The sequence below is a fragment of the Emcibacter sp. genome, from assembly GCF_963675455.1.
Lineage (GTDB): Bacteria > Pseudomonadota > Alphaproteobacteria > Sphingomonadales > Emcibacteraceae > Emcibacter.
In genome coordinates this window covers 1,575,682-1,599,548 of the sequence record NZ_OY776217.1, presented here as the reverse complement: position 1 = coordinate 1,599,548, position 23,867 = coordinate 1,575,682, and the positions used below count along the sequence as shown (strand labels likewise).

Annotated in this window: 26 protein-coding genes; 18 read left to right on the top strand and 8 right to left on the bottom strand. The window is 52.2% G+C overall.

Annotation, left to right across the window (positions count from 1 at the left end; translation table 11 throughout):
- Positions 1-98 precede the first annotated feature (98 nt).
- Positions 99-572: a transcription elongation factor GreA gene (greA, locus tag ACORNT_RS07315; protein ID WP_321397475.1), complete on the top strand. Its 474-nt coding sequence runs from the start codon at positions 99-101 to the stop codon at positions 570-572.
- A 95-nt stretch (positions 573-667) separates the two neighbouring features.
- Here the strand turns inward: greA and ACORNT_RS07310 are convergent, their stop codons facing one another.
- The gene (locus ACORNT_RS07310) at positions 668-1,138 is read right to left on the bottom strand and encodes an Lrp/AsnC family transcriptional regulator (RefSeq protein WP_321397473.1); all 471 of its coding nucleotides are present in this window, start codon (positions 1,136-1,138) and stop codon (positions 668-670) included.
- Between the two features lie 503 nt (positions 1,139-1,641).
- On the opposite strand from ACORNT_RS07310, the gene ACORNT_RS07305 reads away from it, so the two are divergent.
- From ACORNT_RS07305 to ACORNT_RS07245, 13 genes are all read left to right on the top strand, one after another.
- Positions 1,642-3,741, top strand: coding sequence for a sensor histidine kinase (locus ACORNT_RS07305; protein ID WP_321397471.1), 2,100 nt, complete (start codon positions 1,642-1,644; stop codon positions 3,739-3,741).
- 278 nt (positions 3,742-4,019) lie between these two features.
- Positions 4,020-4,199, top strand: coding sequence for a Flp family type IVb pilin (locus tag ACORNT_RS07300; RefSeq protein WP_321397468.1), 180 nt, complete (start codon positions 4,020-4,022; stop codon positions 4,197-4,199).
- Between the two features lie 146 nt (positions 4,200-4,345).
- Positions 4,346-4,534, top strand: a complete 189-nt coding sequence (locus ACORNT_RS07295) for a Flp family type IVb pilin (protein WP_321397465.1) — start codon at positions 4,346-4,348, stop codon at positions 4,532-4,534.
- A gap of 95 nt (positions 4,535-4,629) precedes the next feature.
- Entirely contained in the window at positions 4,630-5,154 is a 525-nt protein-coding gene (locus ACORNT_RS07290; protein ID WP_321397462.1) for an A24 family peptidase, read from the top strand.
- Between the two features lie 15 nt (positions 5,155-5,169).
- Positions 5,170-6,057, top strand: coding sequence for a Flp pilus assembly protein CpaB (cpaB, locus tag ACORNT_RS07285; RefSeq protein ID WP_321397458.1), 888 nt, complete (start codon positions 5,170-5,172; stop codon positions 6,055-6,057).
- Positions 6,058-6,059: 2 nt separating this feature from the next.
- On the top strand, positions 6,060-7,487 hold the full coding sequence (locus ACORNT_RS07280; RefSeq protein ID WP_321397455.1) for a type II and III secretion system protein family protein: 1,428 nt from the start codon (positions 6,060-6,062) through the stop codon (positions 7,485-7,487).
- An 8-nt stretch (positions 7,488-7,495) separates the two neighbouring features.
- A complete protein-coding gene (locus ACORNT_RS07275; RefSeq protein ID WP_321397453.1) occupies positions 7,496-8,149 on the top strand; it encodes a CpaD family pilus assembly lipoprotein in 654 nt (217 codons plus the stop codon).
- Positions 8,150-8,160: 11 nt separating this feature from the next.
- On the top strand, positions 8,161-9,417 hold the full coding sequence (locus ACORNT_RS07270; RefSeq protein WP_321397450.1) for a hypothetical protein: 1,257 nt from the start codon (positions 8,161-8,163) through the stop codon (positions 9,415-9,417).
- 12 nt (positions 9,418-9,429) lie between these two features.
- A complete protein-coding gene (locus ACORNT_RS07265) occupies positions 9,430-11,157 on the top strand; it encodes a CpaF family protein (protein WP_321397447.1) in 1,728 nt (575 codons plus the stop codon).
- A gap of 9 nt (positions 11,158-11,166) precedes the next feature.
- Positions 11,167-12,150: a type II secretion system F family protein gene (locus ACORNT_RS07260; RefSeq protein ID WP_321397445.1), complete on the top strand. Its 984-nt coding sequence runs from the start codon at positions 11,167-11,169 to the stop codon at positions 12,148-12,150.
- Between the two features lie 2 nt (positions 12,151-12,152).
- Positions 12,153-13,130 (top strand): type II secretion system F family protein, encoded by a 978-nt coding sequence (locus ACORNT_RS07255; protein ID WP_321397443.1) that lies wholly within the window; start codon positions 12,153-12,155, stop codon positions 13,128-13,130.
- Between the two features lie 58 nt (positions 13,131-13,188).
- Positions 13,189-13,833, top strand: a complete 645-nt coding sequence (locus tag ACORNT_RS07250; protein WP_321397440.1) for a TadE/TadG family type IV pilus assembly protein — start codon at positions 13,189-13,191, stop codon at positions 13,831-13,833.
- A gap of 14 nt (positions 13,834-13,847) precedes the next feature.
- On the top strand, positions 13,848-14,456 hold the full coding sequence (locus ACORNT_RS07245; RefSeq protein ID WP_321397437.1) for a TadE/TadG family type IV pilus assembly protein: 609 nt from the start codon (positions 13,848-13,850) through the stop codon (positions 14,454-14,456).
- A 27-nt stretch (positions 14,457-14,483) separates the two neighbouring features.
- Here the strand turns inward: ACORNT_RS07245 and ACORNT_RS07240 are convergent, their stop codons facing one another.
- Positions 14,484-15,290: a sulfite exporter TauE/SafE family protein gene (locus tag ACORNT_RS07240; RefSeq protein WP_321397434.1), complete on the bottom strand. Its 807-nt coding sequence runs from the start codon at positions 15,288-15,290 to the stop codon at positions 14,484-14,486.
- Between the two features lie 314 nt (positions 15,291-15,604).
- Between ACORNT_RS07240 and ACORNT_RS07235 the strand changes: the two genes are divergently transcribed.
- Positions 15,605-16,780: a PAS domain-containing sensor histidine kinase gene (locus ACORNT_RS07235; RefSeq protein ID WP_321397430.1), complete on the top strand. Its 1,176-nt coding sequence runs from the start codon at positions 15,605-15,607 to the stop codon at positions 16,778-16,780.
- Between the two features lie 70 nt (positions 16,781-16,850).
- Here the strand turns inward: ACORNT_RS07235 and ACORNT_RS07230 are convergent, their stop codons facing one another.
- Complete coding sequence (locus tag ACORNT_RS07230) at positions 16,851-17,720, bottom strand: mechanosensitive ion channel family protein (protein ID WP_321397427.1); 870 nt, start codon at positions 17,718-17,720, stop codon at positions 16,851-16,853.
- Positions 17,721-17,888: 168 nt separating this feature from the next.
- On the opposite strand from ACORNT_RS07230, the gene ACORNT_RS07225 reads away from it, so the two are divergent.
- The 3 genes from ACORNT_RS07225 (at position 17,889) to ACORNT_RS07215 (ending at position 19,341) form a co-directional block, all read left to right on the top strand.
- Positions 17,889-18,164, top strand: coding sequence for a DUF2849 domain-containing protein (locus ACORNT_RS07225; RefSeq protein ID WP_321397425.1), 276 nt, complete (start codon positions 17,889-17,891; stop codon positions 18,162-18,164).
- A 20-nt stretch (positions 18,165-18,184) separates the two neighbouring features.
- On the top strand, positions 18,185-18,976 hold the full coding sequence (locus ACORNT_RS07220; protein ID WP_321397422.1) for a hydroxyacylglutathione hydrolase: 792 nt from the start codon (positions 18,185-18,187) through the stop codon (positions 18,974-18,976).
- Positions 18,977-19,041: 65 nt separating this feature from the next.
- Complete coding sequence (locus tag ACORNT_RS07215; RefSeq protein ID WP_321397419.1) at positions 19,042-19,341, top strand: SCP2 sterol-binding domain-containing protein; 300 nt, start codon at positions 19,042-19,044, stop codon at positions 19,339-19,341.
- A 63-nt stretch (positions 19,342-19,404) separates the two neighbouring features.
- Here the strand turns inward: ACORNT_RS07215 and ACORNT_RS07210 are convergent, their stop codons facing one another.
- The 5 genes from ACORNT_RS07210 to ACORNT_RS07190 all read right to left on the bottom strand — a co-directional run bounded on the left by ACORNT_RS07210 (position 19,405) and on the right by ACORNT_RS07190 (position 23,857).
- Positions 19,405-20,532: an OmpA family protein gene (locus ACORNT_RS07210; RefSeq protein WP_321397416.1), complete on the bottom strand. Its 1,128-nt coding sequence runs from the start codon at positions 20,530-20,532 to the stop codon at positions 19,405-19,407.
- A gap of 114 nt (positions 20,533-20,646) precedes the next feature.
- The gene (locus ACORNT_RS07205) at positions 20,647-21,147 is read right to left on the bottom strand and encodes a DUF2793 domain-containing protein (RefSeq protein ID WP_321397415.1); all 501 of its coding nucleotides are present in this window, start codon (positions 21,145-21,147) and stop codon (positions 20,647-20,649) included.
- Positions 21,148-21,160: 13 nt separating this feature from the next.
- Positions 21,161-21,379 (bottom strand): hypothetical protein, encoded by a 219-nt coding sequence (locus tag ACORNT_RS07200; protein WP_321397412.1) that lies wholly within the window; start codon positions 21,377-21,379, stop codon positions 21,161-21,163.
- Positions 21,351-23,411 carry a phage tail protein gene (locus tag ACORNT_RS07195; protein WP_321397409.1) on the bottom strand — a complete coding sequence of 687 codons (2,061 nt, stop codon included), beginning with the start codon at positions 23,409-23,411 and terminating at the stop codon, positions 21,351-21,353. The genes ACORNT_RS07200 and ACORNT_RS07195 overlap by 29 nt, the downstream gene beginning before the upstream one ends.
- 2 nt (positions 23,412-23,413) lie before the next feature.
- Positions 23,414-23,857, bottom strand: coding sequence for an NlpC/P60 family protein (locus ACORNT_RS07190; RefSeq protein ID WP_321397406.1), 444 nt, complete (start codon positions 23,855-23,857; stop codon positions 23,414-23,416).
- Positions 23,858-23,867: the final 10 nt, after the last annotated feature.

Below are 23,867 nucleotides of genomic sequence, written 5' to 3'. Positions count from 1 at the left end.
GTCTGGCCTGTTAGAACAGACCGAACAAAATGTCGCATTTCCCCGGGGAGGCAAGGGGCTGTGCGGAATATTTTTATTTGGAAACAGAAAAAAGAGCCATGGTAGAAAAAGTTCCAATGACCTCTGCAGGTCATACAAAACTCGAAGCAGAGCTGAAACATCTCAAACATGACGCCCGCCCGGCCGTGATCAAGGCCATCGAGGAAGCCCGCGCCCATGGAGATCTTTCGGAAAATGCCGAATATCACGCCGCCAAAGAGCAGCAGGGTATGATTGAAGGCCGCATTCAGGAAATCGAAGACAAGATCAGCCGGGCTGAAGTCATTGACCCCTCTGACCTGAACGGCGACAAGGTCGTATTTGCTTCTACTGTGACCATAGCAGATGAAGACGACAAGAAATTTACTTACCAGATTGTCGGCGTCGACGAAGTCGATGTGAGCAAGGGCAAGATTTCCCTGAGCTCCCCTCTCGGACATGCCATGATCGGTCGCCGGGTCGGTGATGAAGTCGAGGTCAAGACTCCCCAGGGAGAGGCCTACTACGAGATTGTCAAAATCGAGTTCATCTGAGACACCAAGCGCCACGCGATCCCTAAGAAAAAGCCACCGTTTCCGGTGGCTTTTTCTTTGTCCGGAACCTTGTCCCCGGTCACATTACTATTTCCCTAGTCTACAGGCACGCCATGCAGATGTTTGCCGCAGCGGATACTCAGGGAGGTCTTGACACTGGCCACATTTGGCGCCGGCGTCAGTTTGGAAGTCAGAAAATTCTGAAACTGCGCCAGATCCCGGGAGACAATCTTGAGAATAAAGTCGATCTCCCCGTTCAGCATATAGGCTTCCCGAACCAGGGGCCACTGATTGACAAGTCCCTCAAAAGCCTTCAGATCATTTTCCGCCTGGCTGTGCAGACCGACCATGGCAAAAACCGTGAGGCCATACCCCAGGGACTCCGCATTCAGGTCAGCATGATAGCCCTGGATGTATCCGGCGTCTTCCAGCGCCCGCACCCGACGCAGGCAAGGCGGTGCCGTTATACCAACCCGTTCCGCCAGCTCCACATTGGTCATGCGGCCATCCTGCTGCAGGTTTTCGAGAATTCGACGATCAATTTCGTCCAGTTTCACCTGATGCATAAGGTTCCCTTAAATTTTTGACTAAAACTCGCAATGGTTTTTTTATACAGGATAAGCACCATTACAGCAAGAAAATGTCGCGTCCGTGATAGAATCTATCCGTTTTTTTTAGAAGAATATAATTTTATACATCCACCATCTCTTTTCGGCCGAACGCGCATCCCGCCCTTTTCCGCTCCCATTCGAATATATTTGATATTTAAACGACACATGCGCCGAGATTTTGGCTGGTACTTTCCGGCGGAAAAAGTTATAGTATTCATACAGGGGAAATATAGATCCGGTAGATAAAATTTTAATCAACAACGGTGTTGCCTGCGCACCGTTTTGTTATATGCAGTAAAGGGAACGCAGTGCCGAAAAGCGCTATGTATGATGATAAAATCCGGAATTTGCTAGAACTGGCACAGGATAATTCCCTGCAAAGCAGAACTCTGCTTTTTTCGCACATCTGCGATCTTTTCCTTCAGCAACGTCCCCTTCAGTCAGACAAACAAGCCCGTATGCTTCTCGATATCTTGCGGGAACTGATTTCCAACGTCAGGATAGAGACCCGGAAGGAAATTGCAGATCTTCTGGCAGACATGAACAATCCCCCCCAGGAACTGGTCAGCCTGCTCAGTGAAGACATCGTTGAGGTTTCCGCCCCCCTGCTTGAAAGAGCAGTACTCCCGGATGAGCAGCTTATGCATCTGGCCAGATATGGCAGCGAAGCCCATCGCCGGCATATCGGCCGCCGCTTTGGCCTGTCCCCCCTGATCCGGCAGGAATTAAGCCACCAGGAACAGAAACACAGTGAACAGGTTCGCCATAAGCTGAGCCTCAGTGAACTGGAGCAGCGGGAAGCAGACCGCGAACCGGAACTGGACGAGTCCATGACCGCCAGCATCCTCGAAATGGTCAAGGCACAGAATATTCACGGCCAAGTCACCCTGGACGAGGACATACTGAAACCGGGTGCGGCTGACAGGAAACGCGGAGATACAACCGGACCGGCAACACCGGAACGCCAGGAACGGTCCACCCCCAAGCCAAAACTGGTTCTGGACAATAAACTGGCCTTTTCCGAGGATGTGCCGTCGTTCCTGAAACAAAAAAAGGAACCGGAAGAGCAGACAGGATCTGGCGCCGATGCAGAAGATGAACAGCAAAAAGCCACACATATAAGTATGGCAGCCCTGTCCAAGGCCATTTTCAACCTTGAAGAAGAAGCCAGGCTGGCCATGTCTTTTGGCAAAAATACCAGGGCAGAAACTGAACGACACCCCGAAGACATCCAGGAACATCCACATCCCGTTGGCGACGTGGCCAATGACCTGTCCGGCCAGGAAAGCGAAGTCCGGGCGGAAGAAGTTGAGGAAGAACCCGAAGAAACCCCTGCCCAGGCGCTACATCAACAGACATTGCGCAGCAAAGACTATGTAAGGGCCACCGCAGACTGGTTCTGGGAAATCAACCGGATGGGCACCATAAAGTTCCTGTCCGAGGAAGCCTTTACGGCCTTTGGCCGGCCGGCCAACAGTATGATCGGTGAAGATTTCATCGAAATGTGCGAAGTGCTGCCGGAACAGAACGGGGACCTCAGCTTTGAATCACTGTTTGAACGACGTACCCCGTTCAGGGACGAAACATTCCTGATCCGCTCGGAAGGCGGAGACAGCACCAAATGGCTGCTTAGCGGCATTGCGGTCTTCGATATCCAGACCGGCCGTTTTACAGGCTATCGGGGCAGCGCCCGTGCCGCTGAAACATCCTCGGACATGCTTCCCCTGTCACGAACGGAAACAGCCGGGGAAACCCCGCCGGCACCGACACCCGTCCCGCAGAAACATCCCGCCGCCACGTCCGGCAAAGATACCGGTGGCGAAAAGGAAGACCATATCGCCTCTGAACTGCTGCAAAATCTGTCCCATGAGTTCCGCACCCCCCTGAACGCCATTATCGGCTTCTCGGAAATGATCGATATGGAAGCCTGGGGACCGGTCAATGAACAATACCGGGAACATACCAAAAGCATTCTAAGTGCTGCGAACCTGCTGAAGGATGCCGTCAACGATGTCCTTGATTCGGCGAAACTGGACTCCGGCCTGATCGAGATCACCCCGGAATCATTTTCGCTTAAATCCATCATTGATGATTGTGCGGAAAAAATTGCACCTCTGGCCCAGAGCAAGAAGGTTAAATTCCGCAGCAGCAGCGATAACATTGATGTTATCCTTTATAATGACCGGCAATGCCTCGAAATGTGCCTGAGCAAAATGATCTCCAGTGCCATGAAAAAAGCCCACGAGGGCGACATAATGAATCTGTCCGTCATGATGAACAGCAATGCCCAGGTAAGAATCGAAGTCCCCTTGCTGGGGCAGAAAATTGCCGAAAAAGATGCGAAAAATCTGTTCCAGAAGGTCCTGAAAAGCACCGACGAGTCAGAAAATATCAAAAATTCCAAAAAAAATCCGGCGCCCAGACTGGCGCCGGGATACGGTCTTTCGGTTGCCAGAGACCTTGCCCGCCTGATCGGCGGAGACCTTTCCTGCCACTGTCAGGATGGATATGTACAGCATCTGGTCCTGACAATTTCAAATTATCCCCACACAGCCTAAACCGTTAATATTCTTAATTGTTTCCACATATAAGGGTTAACTATTTGCCGCATATTGCCGGCTGCAGGGAAAAGGCAGATAAAATTTTATATGATTTTGATTAAATCACACCTTAACAACAAGTTAATTTTTTATCAATTTAAATCTTGTAAGTATTTGTTCTAAAACAATAAAAAAGAATTTCCATTAACTTTTTGTTCATAACTTCTGTGCATATTGGTACTCACAAAATTTGGCATAGGAACCTAATTTAACTTTTGGCACATTGGAGTAAACAAATGACAAAATTCTTTTCACTTCTGAAAAAATCTGAAGCTGGTGCAACTGCTATTGAATACGGCCTGATTGCTGCTCTGGTAGCTGTTGCTGCCATCGGTGGTCTGCAGGCTGTTGGTTCATCACTGACAGGCACATTCACCAAAGTATCTACTGACCTGAATACTGCTGTGGCTCCATAATCAGCAATAGTTCAGTTTGGACTAATCTGAAAACGGCTCTGGCCTTGTAAGGGTCAGGGCCGTTTTCTATTGGCCAGTTTGTTCACTCGAGAGTTCTGACAACCGAACTCATCCTTTTGGCACTCAATCTTTTGGAAGGAATCGAAATGACCAACAGATTTTACTCAAATCTTTTCAGAAATGAAAAAGGCGCGACAGCTATCGAATACGGGCTCCTGGCTGCAATGATTGTAATTGCCGCCATCAGTGGCCTGAATTCCTTCAGCAGCAGCTTTTTAAATATGAGCAACAACACAACTGCGGCAGTCCAGGAAGCAACCAGCAACTCACAATAATTCAGGGTTAACACGGTATTTTAGGTACTCTTAACCAATAAAATACTTTTTTCCGATATCACTGAAAACAGAAAGATATCACACAGGGGAAAACAGTGTTAACAACAACAGTGGTCTTCATATTTTCCGGTCTCATGATCTGGGCTGCTCTTTCCGACATAAGGCACTATATCCTGTCCAACAGGTTGTGCCTTGTTGTCCTTTTCCTCTACCCCGTTTTTTTGATCGCCCTTTATATGGACAATGGCAGCATTGCCTTCTCCTATGTCGGCTGGTCGGTCCTGATTGCCCTGGTCATTTTCGGTATAGGCATGATCTTTTTCGCCCTGAATGTCATGGGAGGCGGCGATGTAAAACTGATCCCGGTCGTGGCGCTCTGGGCAGGTCCCTCACTTGTGTTGAACTACCTGATGATCATGTCCCTGACCGGGGGGCTTCTGGCAGCAACTATTTTGGCCAGAAACCGGCTTATAGCATCAAAAGCCGCCAAATCTTCAGAGAATATAAACTTTCCTGTGGCACAAACAGAGAATGCAAAAGTTCCCTATGGAGTCGGTATCGCATTGGGGGGACTATATGTCGCCTTCCAGCTTTACGTTTCACTGGATGGACAAGCGTAACAAGGAAAACAGGTTATGAATATCAATATGCGTAGCATCATTCTTGTCGGTGTAGCCCTGGTAATCGCCGCGGTAACCGCCTTTATGGCCCGCAGTCTGATCAAACCGGCATCGACCCCGCAACAGTTACAACAGGTTGCACAATCTGCCCCCGCAAAGGTTCAGGTTCTGGTCGCCGCCTTTGACCTTCATATAGGGCATTTCCTGAAAAAGGATGATCTTGTATGGCAGTCCTGGCCCGATGATAAACTGCACGATACCTATGTCCGGAAAACTGCTGAAACAGACCTGGAGCAATTTGCCGGCGCTGTGGTGAAAAACACCATTACAGCCGGTCAGCCGATCACAGATTCCGGGATCGCCAAACCTGGCAACAGCGGCTTCATGGCCGCGGTTCTGCCGGTTGGGAAACGTGCGGTTTCAATCCGCATCAATGCAACCTCAGGCATTTCCGGCTTTATATTCCCGGGCGACCATGTGGACATTCTACTCACCCACAAGGTTGCTGCCAGCGGACGTAAAAAAGCCCAGGTTAGCGAAACCGTTCTCAGGGATGTCAGGATCCTGGCTATTGACCAGAGAGTCGCGAACCCGACACATACACCGTCTGTCGGCAAAACCGTCACCCTGGAAGTAACCCCCAAGGACGCCGAGAAAATCTCTCTGGTAGAGAAAATGGGGAACCTTTCCCTGAGCCTGCGCAGCCTGGCCAGGAAAGACGGAGAATCAGACGTGACGTTGACATCCAATATAGAAGAAAACACCGTTACCTGGGACAGCGAAGTCAGTCAGTTGTTGTCCGGCGCTGCGGGTGCTCCTTCCGCAAAGGGCAAAAGTTTCAACGTCAAGGTGGTAAGAGGAAATGAAGTTCAGCAGCTGGGCTTCTCAAAGCAAGGAAATTAATCATGTTAGCGCGTAAGAACATACGTCGCCGAATTGGCAAGACAATGAAGAAATCAGTTTTCTGCATGATCGCTGTGTTTGGTCTGCTAGCTGGCAGCCTTCCCTTGTCTCCAGCCTTTGCCCTGCAGCAGGAAAACATTCAGGTCGAAGTCAGTAAAGGCACACTATTACGCCTGAAACGGCCGGCATCCAATATCTTCATTGCCGATCCGGCGATCGCTGACATCCAGGTAAAGTCACCAACCCTCGTCTATATTTTTGGCAAAAAACAAGGCGAAACAAGCATTTATGGCGTCAGTGACGATGATGAAATCCTGTTGAGCGGCGATATTTCAGTGACCCATAATCTGGGCAGCCTGGAAAGCGCCCTGAACAGTGTGATGCCTGACGCCCGGATCAACGTAAAATCCTACGAAGGCCTGCTTGTCATGACCGGCAATGTGGACAGCCCTGACCAGGCCGAAGAAGCCCGGCGTATGGCTGCCGAATTTATCGGCGTAGATAACACCATTATCAACCGCCTGACCATTGCGACTCCCGTCCAGGTGAACCTGCGGGTACGGATTGCAGAAGTCGGCCGGGACACTATGAAACAACTTGGTTTCAACTGGCAGAACAGCTTTGTCAACGGCAGCACCGCTATCGGAATGTTCCAGGGTTCACAGGTGTTTGACGTTGTGGACGGTGTCAAAGAGTTTTTCTCCCTGGATCGCGGCAACAACTTTGCCGGTGGCTTCAGAAGCGGAAACTTTGACATTAACTTCATCATTGACGCCATGGAGCAGGAAGGCATCCTTTCCGTTCTGGCCGAACCCAATCTGACAACAGTTTCGGGTGAAAGCGCCAGCTTCCTGGCCGGTGGCGAATATCCCATCCCCGTGATCGAAGACCGCCAGCTCTCTATCACCTATAAAGAATATGGTGTTGCACTGGACTTCAAGCCGGTGGTTATGGACAGCGGCAAGATCAGCATGCACATCAAACCGGAAGTCAGCCAGTTGTCTTCTGCCGGTGCTGTAACCCTCGACGGCTTTAGCATCCCTGCCCTGACTACACGGCGGGCCGAGACCACAGTTGAGGTCGGATCCGGCCAGAGCTTCGCCATCGCAGGACTTATTCAGAACAATGTTACCAACAGTATCTCAAAATATCCCTGGCTCGGCGATATTCCGATCCTCGGTGCCCTGTTCCGTTCAACGGAGTTCCAGCGTCAGGAAACGGAACTGGTGATCATTGTTACTCCTTATATTGTCAAACCGCATAACGACGGCAGCATGCCGCTGCCCAATGACAACTTCAGAGCGGCCAATGATATGGAACTCTTCCTGCATGGCCAGTCCTATGAACTTCGAGGCCCCGATACCGCTCCGGCGGCACAGGGCAAAACCGGTGAAAAAATGAAAAGCGCCGCCGGATTTATGCTGGATTGAGGATGAAGATGATGAAAAAAAATATTCTTAAACTAATCGCGATCACTTCACTTCTGATGACTGCCGGTTGTGCCGGTCTGCATGAAGAAACAGGTCTGGAAAACCTGAAACGGAACAAGGTCGAAATGGTGCGTTTACCCTATATGATGACCTTTACCCCCGACACCCATCGGCTGGACCGCGACCAGGTCAAGGCGCTGATTGCTTTTCTGGGCAACAGCAGCGTGGGCTATGGCGACGAACTCAGCATGGATTTCCCGCTGGAAAAAGACGGGAACCTGTCTGATCTGAATAAAAAACGCCTGTCTTTCATCACTGAGTTACTGAAACAGCATGGGATCATAATGGCAGCCGAGGTTACCCCGTATGGCGTAGCGCCGAAACCGGACCAGGCCCGTCTGCTGGTCTCCCGGTATGTGGTCACACCACCACGCTGTGGTGACTGGTCCCGCAATAGTGCCGCTAACTATAATAATGCCCCGATGATGGACTTCGGCTGTACGACCCAGGCAAATCTTGGACTTATGGTGGCTAATCCGCGTGATCTGATCACAGGTAACAGGTCCGCAAGCCCGCAGGCTGAAAAAGCAGCAAAAGCGGTCAGTACCTATGTTGGCGGCGGGAAAAAAGAATCTGGTAGCAACAGCAAGGCGACCAAATAAGGGAATATGACATGAGTGTAGCCAGCCTTTTGAAAAAAGAAGACAAATCAACCGAGCATAGTTTCGGTGCATTTGTCTGTGATGACGAGACAACTCAGGCCCTGGTCCCTGTCCTGACGGAGAGGGGCTGGAATCCCGCGAGCATAAAAACAGGCGGGATTGAAGCCGCAATCAGAACACTTTCGACCGTGCCTTCTCCCCAGTTCCTGATTGTGGATATTTCTAAATCAGCAGACCCGCTGGCAGACCTGACATCGCTTGCCGAAGTGGTGGAACCAGGCACAATGGTCATCACCATCGGCAGCGCCAACGATATCACATTGTATCGTGAACTGATTTCTTACGGCATTCATGACTATCTGGTCAGACCGGTCTCGACGGACCAGCTTCGGGATACAATATTGTCCGCCGAGCATGCAGCACGCATTCCCGATGAAGTTGCGAGTACGGACTCAGCAGATGATTCCGACAAACTTATCGCCGTCGTCGGTGTCCGCGGCGGTGTCGGCACCAGCCTTATATCCTCAAGTCTGGCCTGGCTTCTCGCCCATGAGAAAAAACGTCTGACGGCGTTGCTTGATATGGACATCTATTTCGGTACCGGCGCCCTGTCCTTCGACCTGGAACCGGGACGCGGACTATGTGACGCCCTTGAAAACCCGAGCCGGGTCGATGGTCTCTTTATTGAACGGGCCATGATCAAGGAAAGTGACAGATTGTCCATTCTTGGTTCGGAAGCGCCGCTGAACGATCCCACCTATACGGATCCGGCGGCCCTCAGCCATCTACTGACCGAACTGAAACACAATTTCAAATATGTCGTACTTGACCTGCCTAAGAATATGGTTGCCGACTATCCGTTACTGCTGTCCGAAGCACAGGAAATTATCCTGGTTTCAGATCTCAGCCTGGCGGCAACCCGGGATACAATCCGTTTTCTGGCCTTCTGCAAATCGGTTGCCCCGGAAGCAAAAGTCAAAATACTACTGAATAAAGTGGCTGCACCGGGTCAGGTGGAAGTCGAGAAGAAAGATTTTGAAGCTTCTATCGAACGCCCCGTGGATTGGGAAATTCCGCTGGATAACAAACTGATGATCCAGGTTTCCAAGTCAGGCAAACCCCTGCCCCAGGCGGCCAAGCACAGTAAACCAGTCAAGACACTGAACATGATCTGTGACGATATCCTGGGGAACAGTGAGGAGCAGGGTAAGGTACCCTTCTGGAAAAAACTGAACCTGAGCAAAAAAGACGCCAAGCAGGCCAAATAATTGCGAGAAACCATGAAACCAGCGTTCGGACGAAAATCAGCACCAGGCACAAAACCTGCCTTTCCCGCCGGCAAACCTGCCGGTCCGGGAGGATTCGGCAAAGGCGGTGGCGAACAGACCGATGTCTCGTCGCCTCCGGCCGTGCCAATTCCGCAGGAAAGTGGTTCCAATGCCAACATGGTGGACAAGGCCTTCGACCTGATAGAACCGGTACTGCAGGAACGGATTGATCCTGCCGCCGCACGGGAAATGGAACGCAACGAGGTTACCAAAATCATCGAGGGACTGATCGATGAAATGACCTCGCGCCATAAAATGCAGCTAAACGAGTTGGAACGCCGCGATCTTCTTACCGTACTGCTCAATGACCTCCTGACCTCGGAAAGCAAAACCAAGGAAGAGATTCAGGAGGAAGAGGAAAATATTGTCCGCAAACAGCGGGAAGTGAAAACCCAGACCAACGAACAGATCCAGCAGGCCAGCCAGGACAGCATCATGGAAGCCAAGGACCGGCTGCAGCCGTTGCTCCTGGAATATATTGATGCCTCTGCCGCCAACGAAATGGACCGGGCTGAACTGGCGGAACAGGTCAGTGAAGCTGTCAACGAGCTCATGGCCCAGGAGAAAATCAACCTGAATCTTCGGGAACAGCGCGAACTGGTCAACATGCTGCTCCATGACATGCTTGGACTTGGCCCTCTTGAACCCCTGCTTGAAGACGAGACCATTACGGAAATCATGGTCAATGGTCCGAAACAGATCTACATTGAGAAAAGCGGTAAACTGATTGTTTCCGACGTGACTTTCCGGGACAATCAGCACCTGATGAATATCTGTACCCGGATTGTGACCGCCGTTGGCCGTCGTGTGGACGAAACCACCCCCATTTGTGACGCCCGTCTTGCAGACGGCAGTCGTGTGAATATTATCATTCCTCCGCTGGCCATTGACGGCGCCTCTATCTCGATCCGTAAATTCGCCAAGCAGAAGATTACTCTCGACAAGATGATCGATTTTGGTTCCCTGTCCCATCAGATGGGAACGGTTCTGAAAATCGCTTCCGCCTGTCGACTGAACATTCTCATTTCCGGGGGTACCGGCTCTGGTAAAACCACCATGCTGAACGCCCTGTCGCGCATGATTGATGTGGGCGAGCGTGTGGTTACCATCGAAGACACGGCCGAATTGCAGATGCAGCAGCCCCATGTGGTTCGTCTTGAAACCCGCCCGGCCAACCTGGAGGGCAAAGGGGAAATCAGCATGCGTGACCTAGTGAAAAACGCCCTGCGTATGCGTCCCGACCGGATTATCCTGGGTGAGGTCCGTGGTGCGGAAGCTTTTGACGTGCTGCAGGCCATGAACACGGGCCACGATGGCTCCATGTGTACGCTGCACGCCAATAACCCGCGTGAGGCGCTGACACGTATGGAAAATATGATCGGTATGGCCGACCTGAAACTGCCGCCCAAAGCGGTTCGGGAACAGATCGCCGGCGCGGTTGACCTGATCGTTCAGATCTCCCGTATGCGGGATGGCGGCCGTCGCACCTGTGCGGTGACTGAAGTTGTCGGCATGGAAGGTGAAATTATTACCACACAGGACTTGTTCGTTTACGAGTTTACCGGAGAGGATGCGGACGGAAAACTGCTAGGCAATTTCCGGTCTACAGGGGTTCGTCCGCATTTTACAGAGAAAGCTGAATATTACGGCCTGCACCGGGCTCTTCTGGAAGCGCTTTAGGATTAAGAGATGACTGTAGATAACCCAACTGTTGTAATGATCGGCATTTTTACCGGGGTGTTCCTTGTCCTGGCGACGATAGCACTTGCCGCCGGACTGCTGGGAAATAGACAGAAAGCCATGCAGGGCCGTCTTCAAAAAGTGGTCGGACGTCACCGTAACAAAGGCCTGCTGGGCGAAGGCGGCGAGAAAAAATCTCTTTTCGTCAAACAGGAAAAATTTTTCCTCGACCAGTTTGTGCCTCGACCAGATGAATTACGCAAAAGACTGCGGCGGACCGGGCGCAAAATTGAATTCAAACATTATATTCTGACCAGTCTGGCAGTTGCCGTGTTCGTCGGTATTCTGGCCAGGATCCTTGGCGGCCTGAGCCCTGTACCATCAATCATGGTCGGTTTGGCATGTGGTCTGGCGATCCCCCATATGGTCGTTTCAAGCATGATCAAACGGCGGTTGACCAAATTTACGACACAGTTCCCGGAGGCAATAGACCTGATTGTCAGGGGGTTGAAAGCCGGTCTGCCTGTCACTGAATCCATCGGTTCAGTCGGCAAGGAAATGCAGGATCCGATTGCCGTTGAATTCACCAAAATCATTGATGACATTCGTCTCGGTAAAACCCTGGACGAAGCCCTGTGGAAAGCAGCCACCCGGCTTGATACACCGGAATTCAAGTTTTTCGTCATCAGTCTCTCCGTTCAGCAGGAAACCGGTGGCAACCTGGCAGAAACCCTTGGGAACCTCTCAACTATCCTGCGTGGGCGCAGCCAGTTGAAACTGAAGGTGAAAGCCATGTCCTCCGAGGGCAAGGCCAGTGCCTATATTATCGGTTCCCTGCCCTTTATCATGTGCGGTTTGCTGGCAATGCTGAACTTCGGTTACATGTCGATCCTGTTCACTGATCCCCGCGGGCAAATAGCCATTATCGGTGGCCTGATCTGGATGGGAATTGGTATGTTCATTATCTCCAAACTGATTAATTTCGAGTTCTGATCATGGAAAAATATTTACCTGCGGGAATTACTGGAGAAGATATCATCACCGTACTGGCGGGCATGTCCGCCTTTCTTGTGGTCATGGCCATATGGAGCACCGGTATTGTCAAGGATTCCATGCATGGGCGTCTCAAGGCACTACAGGACAGGCGGTCGGATCTAAAACGGGGCTATGTAGCCCCGGTCAAACGACGTACCCCAGTCAAGTCCGCCAAACATGTGGGCCTGATGAACAAGGTTGTCCAGAGCTTCAATCTGTTGAAAAACGAACAGACTGAAAAATACCATAAAAAACTGGTTCAGGCTGGTTTCCGGGGCAAGGATTCCCTGGTTGTCTTCATGTTCTTCAAACTGGTGTTGCCGCTTTTTGTCGGTGTGATCGCGGTTGTTCTGATCTACGGCCTGGGTATGTTCGACTTGTCGACTTTTATGAAAGCCGGGGCCTGTATCGGATCTGTATTGCTGGCGTCCTACCTGCCGGAAATTATTCTCAAGAATATTTCGGATAAACGCAATGCGGAAATGCAGAAATCACTGCCGGATTTCCTGGATCTGCTTGTGATCTGTGCAGAAGCCGGCCTGACCTTGGATTCCGCCCTGCATCGCGTGGTCAAGGAATTGGGTAACACCTGTCCGGAACTGGCTGACGAACTCGGCCTGACCTCCGTTGAACTGGGCTTTCTTCCGGACCGCAAACAGGCCCTGATTAATTTGTCCGAACGTGTCACCCTGCCGGCAATCCGGGCGGTGACGGCCACACTTATCCAGTCGGAAAGATACGGTACACCGCTGGCGCAGTCCCTGCGGGTGCTGTCAAACGAATTCAGAAATGAGCGTATCATGAAGGCTGAAGAAAAGGCCGCACGACTGCCGGCAACAATGACTGTTCCGCTGATCCTGTTCATTCTGCCAACACTTTTCGTTGTGCTTATGGGCCCGGCAACCTGTCAACTGGCGGACAACCTGGTTAACCGTTAACAATGCAAGGAGAGCTTGTTAGTCAAAGGCATAAGCCACAGCATTAGGAGCTCTTGAAATGATAAAAGAATATAAGAATAAGAAATCAGGCCGTTTGCGCGGCCTCCTCGGCAGAACCGGCAGGGACGAAAAAGGAGCGGCCCTGATTGAGGCGGCATTTGTCCTGCCAGTCATGACCCTGCTGACCCTGGGTACACTGGAAGTCGGCGCCGTTATGTTAAGCACCACACTTCTGGAAGGCGCCATCGCCGACGCCTCCCGTCAGGGTATCACAGGTTATACCGTAGACGGCATGACCCGGGAGGAATATATCACCAGTGTCCTTAAAGACAGAACCTACGGGTTCATTACCCTGGACAATCTGGTGATTACAAACAAGGTCTATGACACCTTTACCGACATTGCCACAGCGGAACCCTATACTGATCTGGATGAGGACGGCGACTACACAAATGGTATAGACAGCTTCACCGATCTGAACTGCAACAATCAGTGGGATGCGGATATTGGGGAAAGTGGTGTCGGCGGTCCTGGCGCCGTGGTGGTCTATTCGGCCGAATATGACGCCAACTTCATGACCGGCTTCTTTTCCCATGCCATCGGCGATGCAGACGGAAAAATCAGGCTGGTGACCAGCACGGCCGTGAAAAACGAGCCATACGGATCACCGACTGCGGATTGTGATCCGCAGGTTAAAACCTGAGGAAGGAATTTGTCATGAAACATAAAAACCTGATATCCAGCCTTCTGAAAAGGTTAATCCGCAAACAGGACGGTACGATTCTGATGGAATTCGCCTATACTTTTCCAATTATGATGATGTTGCTGATCGGCGGATTTGAAACCTTCCGGATCCTGCTCATCGAGCGCAAAACCAACCAGACTGTTAACGCCGTTGCCAACCTGGTGTCGCAAAACGAACTGCTGCCGGCAGAAATGATCACCGATACCTTCAATGCGGTCGACAATGTCATGTCGCCCTTCGATATCAACTCAGGAGGAAGGGTCATTGTGTCGCGCCTGGAGGGTTCCTCTTCAGGCACCCTGATCACCAACCAGTGTATTTCCGGCACGGGCCTTTTATCTCAGAGCAAGCTGGGCACCGAAGCTGAGTATGCCGATCTCGGCAGCATTCCAGGCAGTTTCACCCTCCTTGACGGGGAAGTCGCCGTCGTCGCCGAGGTCTATTTCCTTTATGACCCCCTCTTTTTCAATATGACCGTCTTCTTTGACAACGGCCTGTATCAACAGAAAACTGTCTATCAGATTGCGGTTCACAAACCCCGTTTCGGCGATGTGAATTTTTCTGACGGCTGCCCGGTCTGATCTCAGCTCTGGTAAAAAAGATACCGCTCAGAGTGAAGTAACAAGCATGCGGATCGCCATCACGCCCAACACCAGGGAAAAGGTGATCCGCAGTTTGCTGTCCGGCATCCAGTGAGCGATCCTGACGCCGAAGGGGGTCGCCAGCATGGTTGCCGGTATCACACAAAGAACGGCCAGCAGATTGACATAACCGATACTGTAGGGCGGCAGGCCCGGCGTTCCCGTCCCTGTGATCATAAAGCCGATCGATCCCGGCAGGGCGATCAATAACCCGATGGCGGCCGACGTCCCGACCGCCCGGTGAATGCCGTATCCCAGCTTGCTCAGCACCGCAACACTGAATGTGCCGCCGCCGATCCCCATCAGTGCAGACACGCCGCCGATCAGAAATCCGCCAATCACCTTGATAGCCGCACCATCCTTGTTCCGGGCTGTCGTTTCCTTGCGGATCACCGCCAGCCGGATGGCGATGAACAGGGCCACAACCCCGAAAATAATAGAAAGCACCTGGCCCCTGAGCGTATCGGCCAGGGCGGACCCCGCCACCACACCGATAATAATAGTGGGGGCAAACGCCTTCAACAGGGCGAAATCGACGGCCCCCTTGCCATGATGGGATCTGGCTGAAACAATGGAGGTCGGCACGATGGTCGTCAGCGAAGTGCCGACAGCCATATGCATGGCAACATCCTCTGATATCCCGAACTTCCCGAAGATAAAATGCAGCACCGGGACAAGTATAATACCGCCGCCAACACCAAGCATCCCGGCCAGAATACCGGCACAGGCCGACGCACTGGCCAGCAGGACAACAAAACCCAGAATATTTTCCAACTTACTCTCCTTACCGGTTCCGGGCCGCCAGCCCCACCCGTCCCGAATAATCCGGTGCAAGGCTAACAGCTGATTTGACATAAATCCCGTCTTTTTTAGAAAAAAGCAGAATGTCAAAGACTTTTTTGGGAACAGGGTTAACAATTGGTTAATTTTTTAGTTGATTCGCTGAATCATTTAAGAGATGATTCTCCTAGTGATTTGAATCTTATTGGTGAATCTTGTCTGACAAGAGGGAGAGTTTGGACTCTAAGTTTGTTTAAAAGTCAAATATATTTCGTAAGAAACAACAGCTTAGATCCAAGATAGATGTCATGAATGTAACAGCGCGCGATTTCAAAACATCAGGTGCAGATATGATTTCCCCGGCGGAAGCGGTCGACAGCAGCAGATACAACAGGGAATTCGGGCTGTTTGACTCCGTCTTTCATGAAGTCAGCGACGCTATCCTGATCATTTCCGCTGGCGACCAGTCCCATCCTTCCCATATTGAAGACATCAATCACCAGTTCGAACTGTTTACCGGCTATAGCCTGGAAGACGTGCGCGGCACCGATCTTTACACCTATTTCGCCGACCATATCCCCCAGAGCAAGATTGAATCCATCGCCCGGGCGCTCGAAAGCCGGCAGTCGGCAATCTTTTACTGCCACTGGAAATGCCGCAACGGGGATGTCATTGACGTCAATATGACCATCCGGCCGATCACTTGCGACGAAGACTGCCCGCGCTTTATCTGTGTACTCAGGGAAAGCCGGACCGACAAGAATACCCGGGACGAAGCAGCGCGGGAAATCAAACAAAAACTCCTTGCCGCCATGCATCATAATTTTCGCACCCCGCTGAACGGCATCCTCGGCTATTCCGAAGTCATCATGACCGAGATGCTGGGCCCCATCGGCAAGGATTCCTACCGGGAATACGCCAAGGACATTCACGGTGCCGGCCAGAGCCTGCTGTTCCTGATCGACAATCTTCTGGATCTCAAGGAACTGGAAACCACCGAGTTCGAACTGTGTGAATCCATGTTCGACCTTGGTGACCTGATTGACAGTTGCCTTGCAGTCATGAAAACCCCGGCCGGTAAAAAGAATATCACCCTGCAGACTGACGTTCCCGGCACGCTCCCACTGGTCCATGGCGACCGCGAACGGCTGGAGAAAGTGATCTACAGCCTGTTGGAAAATTCCCTGAAATTCACCCCGACGGGCGGTACAATCATTGTCAGCGCCACCCGTGAAAAAGACGGCACCTGCCAGATCACCTGCCGGGACAGCGGCAGCGGCATGTCACCGCAACAGGTGGCCAAGGCCTTCAGCCATGACTCCCATCTGGCCGACATCTATTCAAATCCCACCACCGGCATCGGTTTCGGCCTGGCGTATGTTAAAAAGCTGGTCGAAAAACACGACGGCACCGTCTCCATTGCCTCCAGCCCGGAAAGCGGCACCACGGTTTATGTGCACCTGCCGGCCGAGCGGCTGGTTTAAACAACCGAGACGTATTATATCTCTATATAAAACACTTCTTGTGTCGGCACTCTACAGGCCCTGAGGTTTGTCAGTTCCCCTCCCCGGACAGAACACGGACGGGTTCCGGCACGCTCAGTACGTTGGCCGTCTTCACATCTGAGCTGAAAGTGAACTTGTTGGATATCAGGACTTCCCGGCAGCTATTCATCACATTATTCCGGATGGCGGGAATATCCGCTCCATTTTCAAAGGTATTGATCCAATAGAAAACCTGAAGCTCAACATATTGCGGTGTAAAGCCGGAAATAACAACCACACTGGCCGGATCGGATAAGACTCCTTTTGTAGCCTGAACCACACCATTCAGCAAACCACAGGCCCGCTCCGTATCATCCATATAATCGATTCCGATGGTGAAGGAAAGGCGACGGAGCCCATCCAGGGTATAGTTGACCAGCGGCTGGGCGAAGATCTGGGCGTTGGGGACATAGACATCGGCCCCCTTGTCCGTACGGATATGGGTGCAGCGCATTTCCACATTCTTCACCACACCTTCGATGTCGCCGGTCAGGACAAGGTCATTGATGTTGAACGGTCGGCTGAAAGCCAGATAAATGCCGGCCAGGATATTTTCGCCGATATCCTTGAAAGCGATACCAATAGCCAGGGCCGTAATGCCGCCACCGGTCAGCAGCCCGAGGGACGCCGCCCTGAGTCCCCAGATATTGAGGACCACTGCCGCACCGATAAAAACGAACAAGCCAACCACCAGTTTGCGGAAAAATTCCCGGTGTGTGGGGGACAGGTCGCCGCGTTTCAATAATGTCAGCAACAGATGGCCGCACAGTTTTCCGATGAAATAAATGATCAAAAAGATCAAAACCGAGGCCCCAAGGCGTGGCAGGAATTCCGCAATATGCTCAAGCTGGGCCATAAGAATAGCCATTGTATTTTCCATGCCCGGATCTCCCTCCTGAGGTTATGAAGTACAGTTTACGATGCTTTTTAATACTTGGAAAGGAACTCATCAATCTTCGCTCTCCCCCTTTACTTCCTATTACACTTGATCTCCCGGGCCATCTGTTCCATATGAAGACAGGAGAAATTTCAACTACAGGGCCACATCATGAGCGATAAACAGATCATCACCGCCAATCACCTGCAGAACGGACTGAATGTCTATTTTGTGGAGAGCGCCGACAGCGTTTCCTGGGACACGGATATCGCCGCCGCCAGCCGGTTTGACAAGGAAGCGCTTGAGGCCGCGCTGGCACGCGCCGCCGAAGGGGAAAGAAACAATATTGTGGTAGGCATCTATGCCATTGAAGCCGATGACGACAGCGCAAGGGAAAAAATCCGTGCACAGGGCCCGTCCATCAAATATGGTCATGAGGCAAACTGAATCCTGACAGGAGCCCCAAGATGCTTGTTGAACAGATTTATGCCGACAACCCGTTACGCAACTTCCATTACCTGATTGCCTGCCCGGAAAGCCGGGAAGCGCTGGTCATTGACCCGTTGGACGTAGACCGCTGCCTGCATGCAGCAGAGAAACAGGGCTGGAAAATCACCCAGATTCTCAATACACATGAGCATTGGGACCATATCGGCGGCAACGAGGAAATGATCGAAAAGACCGGAGCAAAGGTACTGGCACACAAGGGGGCCGCGGCCAAGATAAAGCATCTGGACCGGGGGCTCTCTGCGGGGGACACTATCGAGGTGGGAAGCTCTGTAAAGCTGAAAGTTCTGGACACGCCGGGCCATACCATGAGCCATGTCTGTGTGCTGTCCAACAGCGACAAACCGGGACTGTTTTGCGGCGATACCCTGTTTAACGCCGGGGCCGGCAACTGCAAAAACGGTGGTCACCCGGACGAGCTCTATGACACCTTTTCCCGTCAGCTGACCGCCCTGCCCGACACCACCCGGATCTATCCGGGACATGACTATTTCGTCAACAACCTTCAATTCACCCTTGACCGGGAGCCCGGCAACGAGAGCGCCAAACAATATCTTTCCAAGCTGGAAGGACAGGACCCCCATGCCGCCTATGTCTCCTCACTGGCCGAGGAGAAACTGTTCAATACATTCTTCCGGCTGGACAATCCGGAAGTGGTCGAGCGGCTGAGGGAAAAATTTCCCGATCTCGGCGACAAGCCGACAGCAAAGGACGTTTTTGTCGCCCTCAGGGAGCTCAGGAATAGCTGGTGAAGAGTTCAAACGTATGTTAGATTTTATCTGAACTGATATTGGCCATCTGCAAGAAGGGAAAAACAATGAGTCTGGAAGAAAACACCACCATGATCCGGGAAAAGATCGCCGGCACCGACGGACTGGGCAAGCGTGTCAAGATTGATTTTGACGGTGATGGCGTAATCCTGATCGACGGCACCACATCACCGGCCACTGTGTCCAATGAAGATGGGGATGCAGATGTGACCATGATCATCAATGAAGAAAACTTTGCCGGCCTGATGGACGGGTCACTCAATCCACAGATGGCCTTCATGATGGGCAAACTGAAGATCGAAGGCGATATGGGGCTGGCCCTGAAGCTCGGTGAAATCTTCAGCTGATTATTTTGCCGGAAAACAAAAAAAGGCGCCCCAATGAGGCGCCTTTTCTGTTTCGGGGGGAATTTATTTCAGGACGATGGTCGCACGACGATTACGGGGTTCCTTGACACCATCAGCAGTCTCCACTTCACAGTCACATTCACCGTGGGAGGCGAGTACGACCATTTTTGCCGGCAGGCCTTCGGCTTCAAGGGCTTTCTTGACCGCTTCCGCGCGCTTGGCGGACAGCTTGTCGTTATAGGCGTCAGTGCCGGCCTTGTCCGTATAACCATCCACCATGATAACCACTTCACCGGCCTTTTTGACTTCGGCAGCGGCCTCGGCCACTTTCGCACGTCCTGCGCCGTCCAGGTCAGAACTGTCAAAGGCGAAATAGACAATGAAGGGGCCTTTGTCGAACATCGGACCGGCAGCCGGTTCCGGCATCGGATCAGGCACTGGCACTACTTCCGGCTCCGGGGCGGGTTCATAAACAGGGGCGGGCTCTACAGCGGCAACCTGGACCGGCTGCGGCATTTCAGTAGCTGCGGATTTCTTACTGCCGCCAAAACTATAATAGAGGCCAATCATGAAATCATGGGCGTCATAGCCGGCCTTGAAGTTGGAGCCGGCAGAAGACGTAAGGCCAATATCATCGGTAGCCAGATAGCGATATTTTGCAACCACATCCAGGCTGTCTGTCGCAGGCACACGCACACCGGCAAAGGCCTGGTAGGCGAAGGAAGTTTTCTTGTCCGCTACATAAGCAATATTAGACCAGTTCAGACGGCCGAAACCGAGACCGGCACCAATGAAGGGTTCGATTACCGCTCCATCCTTGCGATCCAGTACATCAACAACAAAATTTCCCATCAATGTGGTCAAACCGGAATTTCCACTGGCAGATCCGCTAGCCGCACCGGTGCCACCGGCATTTGTTACTACCAGGTGGTCCAGGCTGTGGCGATGAAAGCCGAGTTCACCTTCAAGCCGCAACATACCATAATCATAACCCAGAACAGCACCAATCGCCGGACCGTCCTTAAACTCATTTCTGATATTCAAACCAGAGCTCGCGCCGGTAGATTTTTCAGCGCCCAGAAGGCTGTAGCCGGCTTCAAGACCGGTATACCAGTTACCGTCTTCCGCCTGGACAGTAGTTGTTAGCAGGGCAGCAGAACAGACTGAAACAGCAAGGATTTTCTTTAACATTTTAATTTCACTCCCATGTGAAAATTTTTATGGATTGAGTTTAATTTTAATCAAACTCTATTTAAACATTCTACGCTGAATTATGTCATTATTGGGAAGGCGTAAAGAAAAAAATTAACTTTCTATTAATCCGTGATTCCGGCAGGCTCCAAGCAGAGCGTTTATCGCCAGTCTTGCTTCTGCATCAATAACTTGACCAGCCGAGGCATCATTGATTGCCGCTGCTCTTTCCCCCAGAACCTGCTGCCCGTTGACGGAAACCTGCGCCCCATTGACAATACCGCTCTGCCACATTCCTGCCCTGAATAGGGTAAACATGTCCGTATCCCTGACCCAGAACCTCATACCATCGAAAGCTTCATAAAATATCCATGCGCTGCCGACCCGGAGGGCGACTTTATCATCCTCTCCGGCCCAGTCTCCTGTCGCCCCTGTCCCGACGATCCAGGCCTGCCCTTCCTCCGCTTCCGCCGGCGGTTCAGTCAGCCCCATGGTCTCGATCACCGGCTGAACAAAGATATCCAGCATATTCAGCGCCATATTGTGGGTTACTTCCTTCTGCGCCTGGCTTGCGATGATAAAGGGCATTCCCAGTCGAGCTGTATTGTCTGTCACTACACCATTCCTTCTATAAAATCATTTCCGCTGCCATTCCCCGGCCCACTGTGTCACTGATCTGTGCAACCCGCACCGTTACCGCATCAGGCACTTCACCAAAATCAACAAGCTGATGCACTGCCTGATAGGTCGCTGTCGGGGAAATGCACTCGAAAGTCCGAACCACCTGCCCCTGTTGCAGTATCTCGACAACATATTTTTCATAAAGCTCCCCCAACCTCATAACCATCCATCCAGGCCCCACCGGTTCTGGTGCGCCTGACCCAATGGATTTCAAGGTTTCCGTCGTTGTCGCGTTTCCCCCTGACATGTACCGGGGAAAAAGGGCGCAGACTTCGGCCCTGCACATTGATCTGGCTGAATTCCATATCTTCCAGTCTCTGACCAAACGTCAGGGCAGATAAAGACAAATTTAACCCCATATCGGACAACAACAGCGGTATCCACCTCAAGGAGTCAGGATTGACCAGCAAAAAAGGTTCTGAGGCGACATGAGACGAAATGCGATCTTCAGTACCTCTCCGGCCCCTGAGGAGTCCGCTCAGTTCGTAGAGACCAGGCTCCAGAAGTTGTGCCGATGTGAACTGTAGCACCTCACCGCCCGCTATGGCGACATTGGCGCCGTTGAGAACATCCCATTCAGAACGACTTTCCAATACGTCAGCAGGATGATCCAGACGAACCTGCAAGCGGCCTGACGCATCCCAGAAATTCGCAGCCCCCTCCAGCAACTGGTTTTCGACCAGCCCCGTCACGGCAGGACTAGCGGATGTTGCCACCCTTTCTGCAGAAGATCCATCCCGGGAAAGATATATCGCCGCTCCGGGCCAGTAGCCCGCGCTCTCCGCATTGGTGGCGGCTACCAAATATATTCCCAGAGGATCCTCACCGTTCAGCGACGGAAGGTCCGCCAGCACCAGACGACTGTCTGCCAGGGGAATAATCTGCTGAAGGGGTATATCTCCCGTATCAGCTGACACCTCCCGGGCTGGAAGGCTGTCCCCCTCGCTCACAGCAAGGCACTTGAGACCATCAGTTGATATCTCTGTCTCAAGTAACATTACACGAAACCCAGAGGTGGGGCGGTTTAGCCGGAGCACATCGCCCGGTGCCAGATGAAAATAGCCGGGCGGCAAGGTAAATTGCATTTTTTCCCGTCGACGCCACCTGTTCTCCAGCAGGGCTTCCGCCTGTTTTTTAGCCTCAGCGGAGGTTAGAACCAGAGGCGCGACCTTTTGTTCCTTCAACTCACTCCGCCCCGTCTGCCGGAATGCCCGCTGCAGACCTGCCTGATAATCACGTCCGCTGTCCAGATAACTGATCGATATTTCCCGCGGCAGGGAAAGCTCCTGTTCCCGGCTGATCTGGAGACGCTCGTTTCCGGCTCGCTCCTTTGCGCGAAGCAGGACATCCTCCCCGAATTCCTCCTCAACATCCCTGCCCAGTTTGCGACAGTGCAACCCGCCATTCTGTTCAATCAGATCAAAATCATAGAGTTCCGCCAGTTTTTCAAGGATATCCCGTGGCCTGGACTGGCCTGACAGAACATATCCACTGACAGACTGGTCGAGATCATCTGCGGTGACAGTCTTGAGACCAGCCAGGCGACAGATTTCAGTCACCAGTCCGGACAGTATAATTGAACCGCCCTCATCAGCGATTACTTCAAAAGTCAGGTTCGGGATGCGATTGGCATATTCCGCCAATTCCAGATTCTCGAACATGACATAAGCGAGCCCCCGAAAGGCGGAGACATTATCGATCCCCTCGACAGCTTCGATGAACGGATCAGGGTTCTGGTCCCTGCTTCCCGTATATATTCGGATAGCACCTTCCTCCGCCATCTGTCCGCCGGCATCCCGCAAAAGCTTCCCGTCTGCCCAGATCCGCCCAATAGAAGAAATGCGTCGTGCCGACAAGGCGACAGCGAAGGAAGCAGAATAGGTGTAAGTGACCGTAGTCACGCTCTGGCTGCTGCCTTTACCCCCGACCGTCTGGCTGTCTTCATGGCGGGTCTCGGTCAGGCCACTGGACCAGACCAAGTTGCCGGAAAGACGTGTAGTGCCGAACACCATGGGCACGGGTTCACCGTAAGAGGCGGTCTGGACGGAGAGATCAGAAAGCCTTGCCCCTTCTACCGTCCGGGCGGAGTGACGGCCGAAGATCAACGCATCAAGGCCCTGACCGGCCAACGCCCCGACCACACCACCAAAGGGACCGGCGATTGCCGTCCCGACGGCGGATAAAATGATTGTTGCCACGATTAATCTCCTGTGACGGGAAAACGGAAGGCTTTGGTAATCTGCTCCTCCGGGAATTGTCCGATACCCTGCTCTACGACACATCCGAGACGGGCATCGGCATGGACAATACCCTTGTCCGTCAAAATACCTGTGTGCTGAACCAGACGACGCGGCCTGATGAGCACAACATCGCCAGGTTGCCTGTCTTTGGCAGAGAGGGGAACAAGCCCGGCCTTCGAGGCTGCAGACTCGAGTTGCCCGCGTCCCGGCACAGGTCGATATGTGGCGTGGTCTTCCATTTCAAAGCAGATTTGCCGGCCCACATAGAGTACAAGACCAACACAGTCCAGGCCTTCCCCGGCTTTTTTGCCCGGAATCCTTCCCTGATGTCGAAAAAGACTTCCCACACAGAATCTTGCCGCTAGAATAGCTCTCTTTCTCAGGGGTTCACTAATGCGTACCATTGATGTTTTC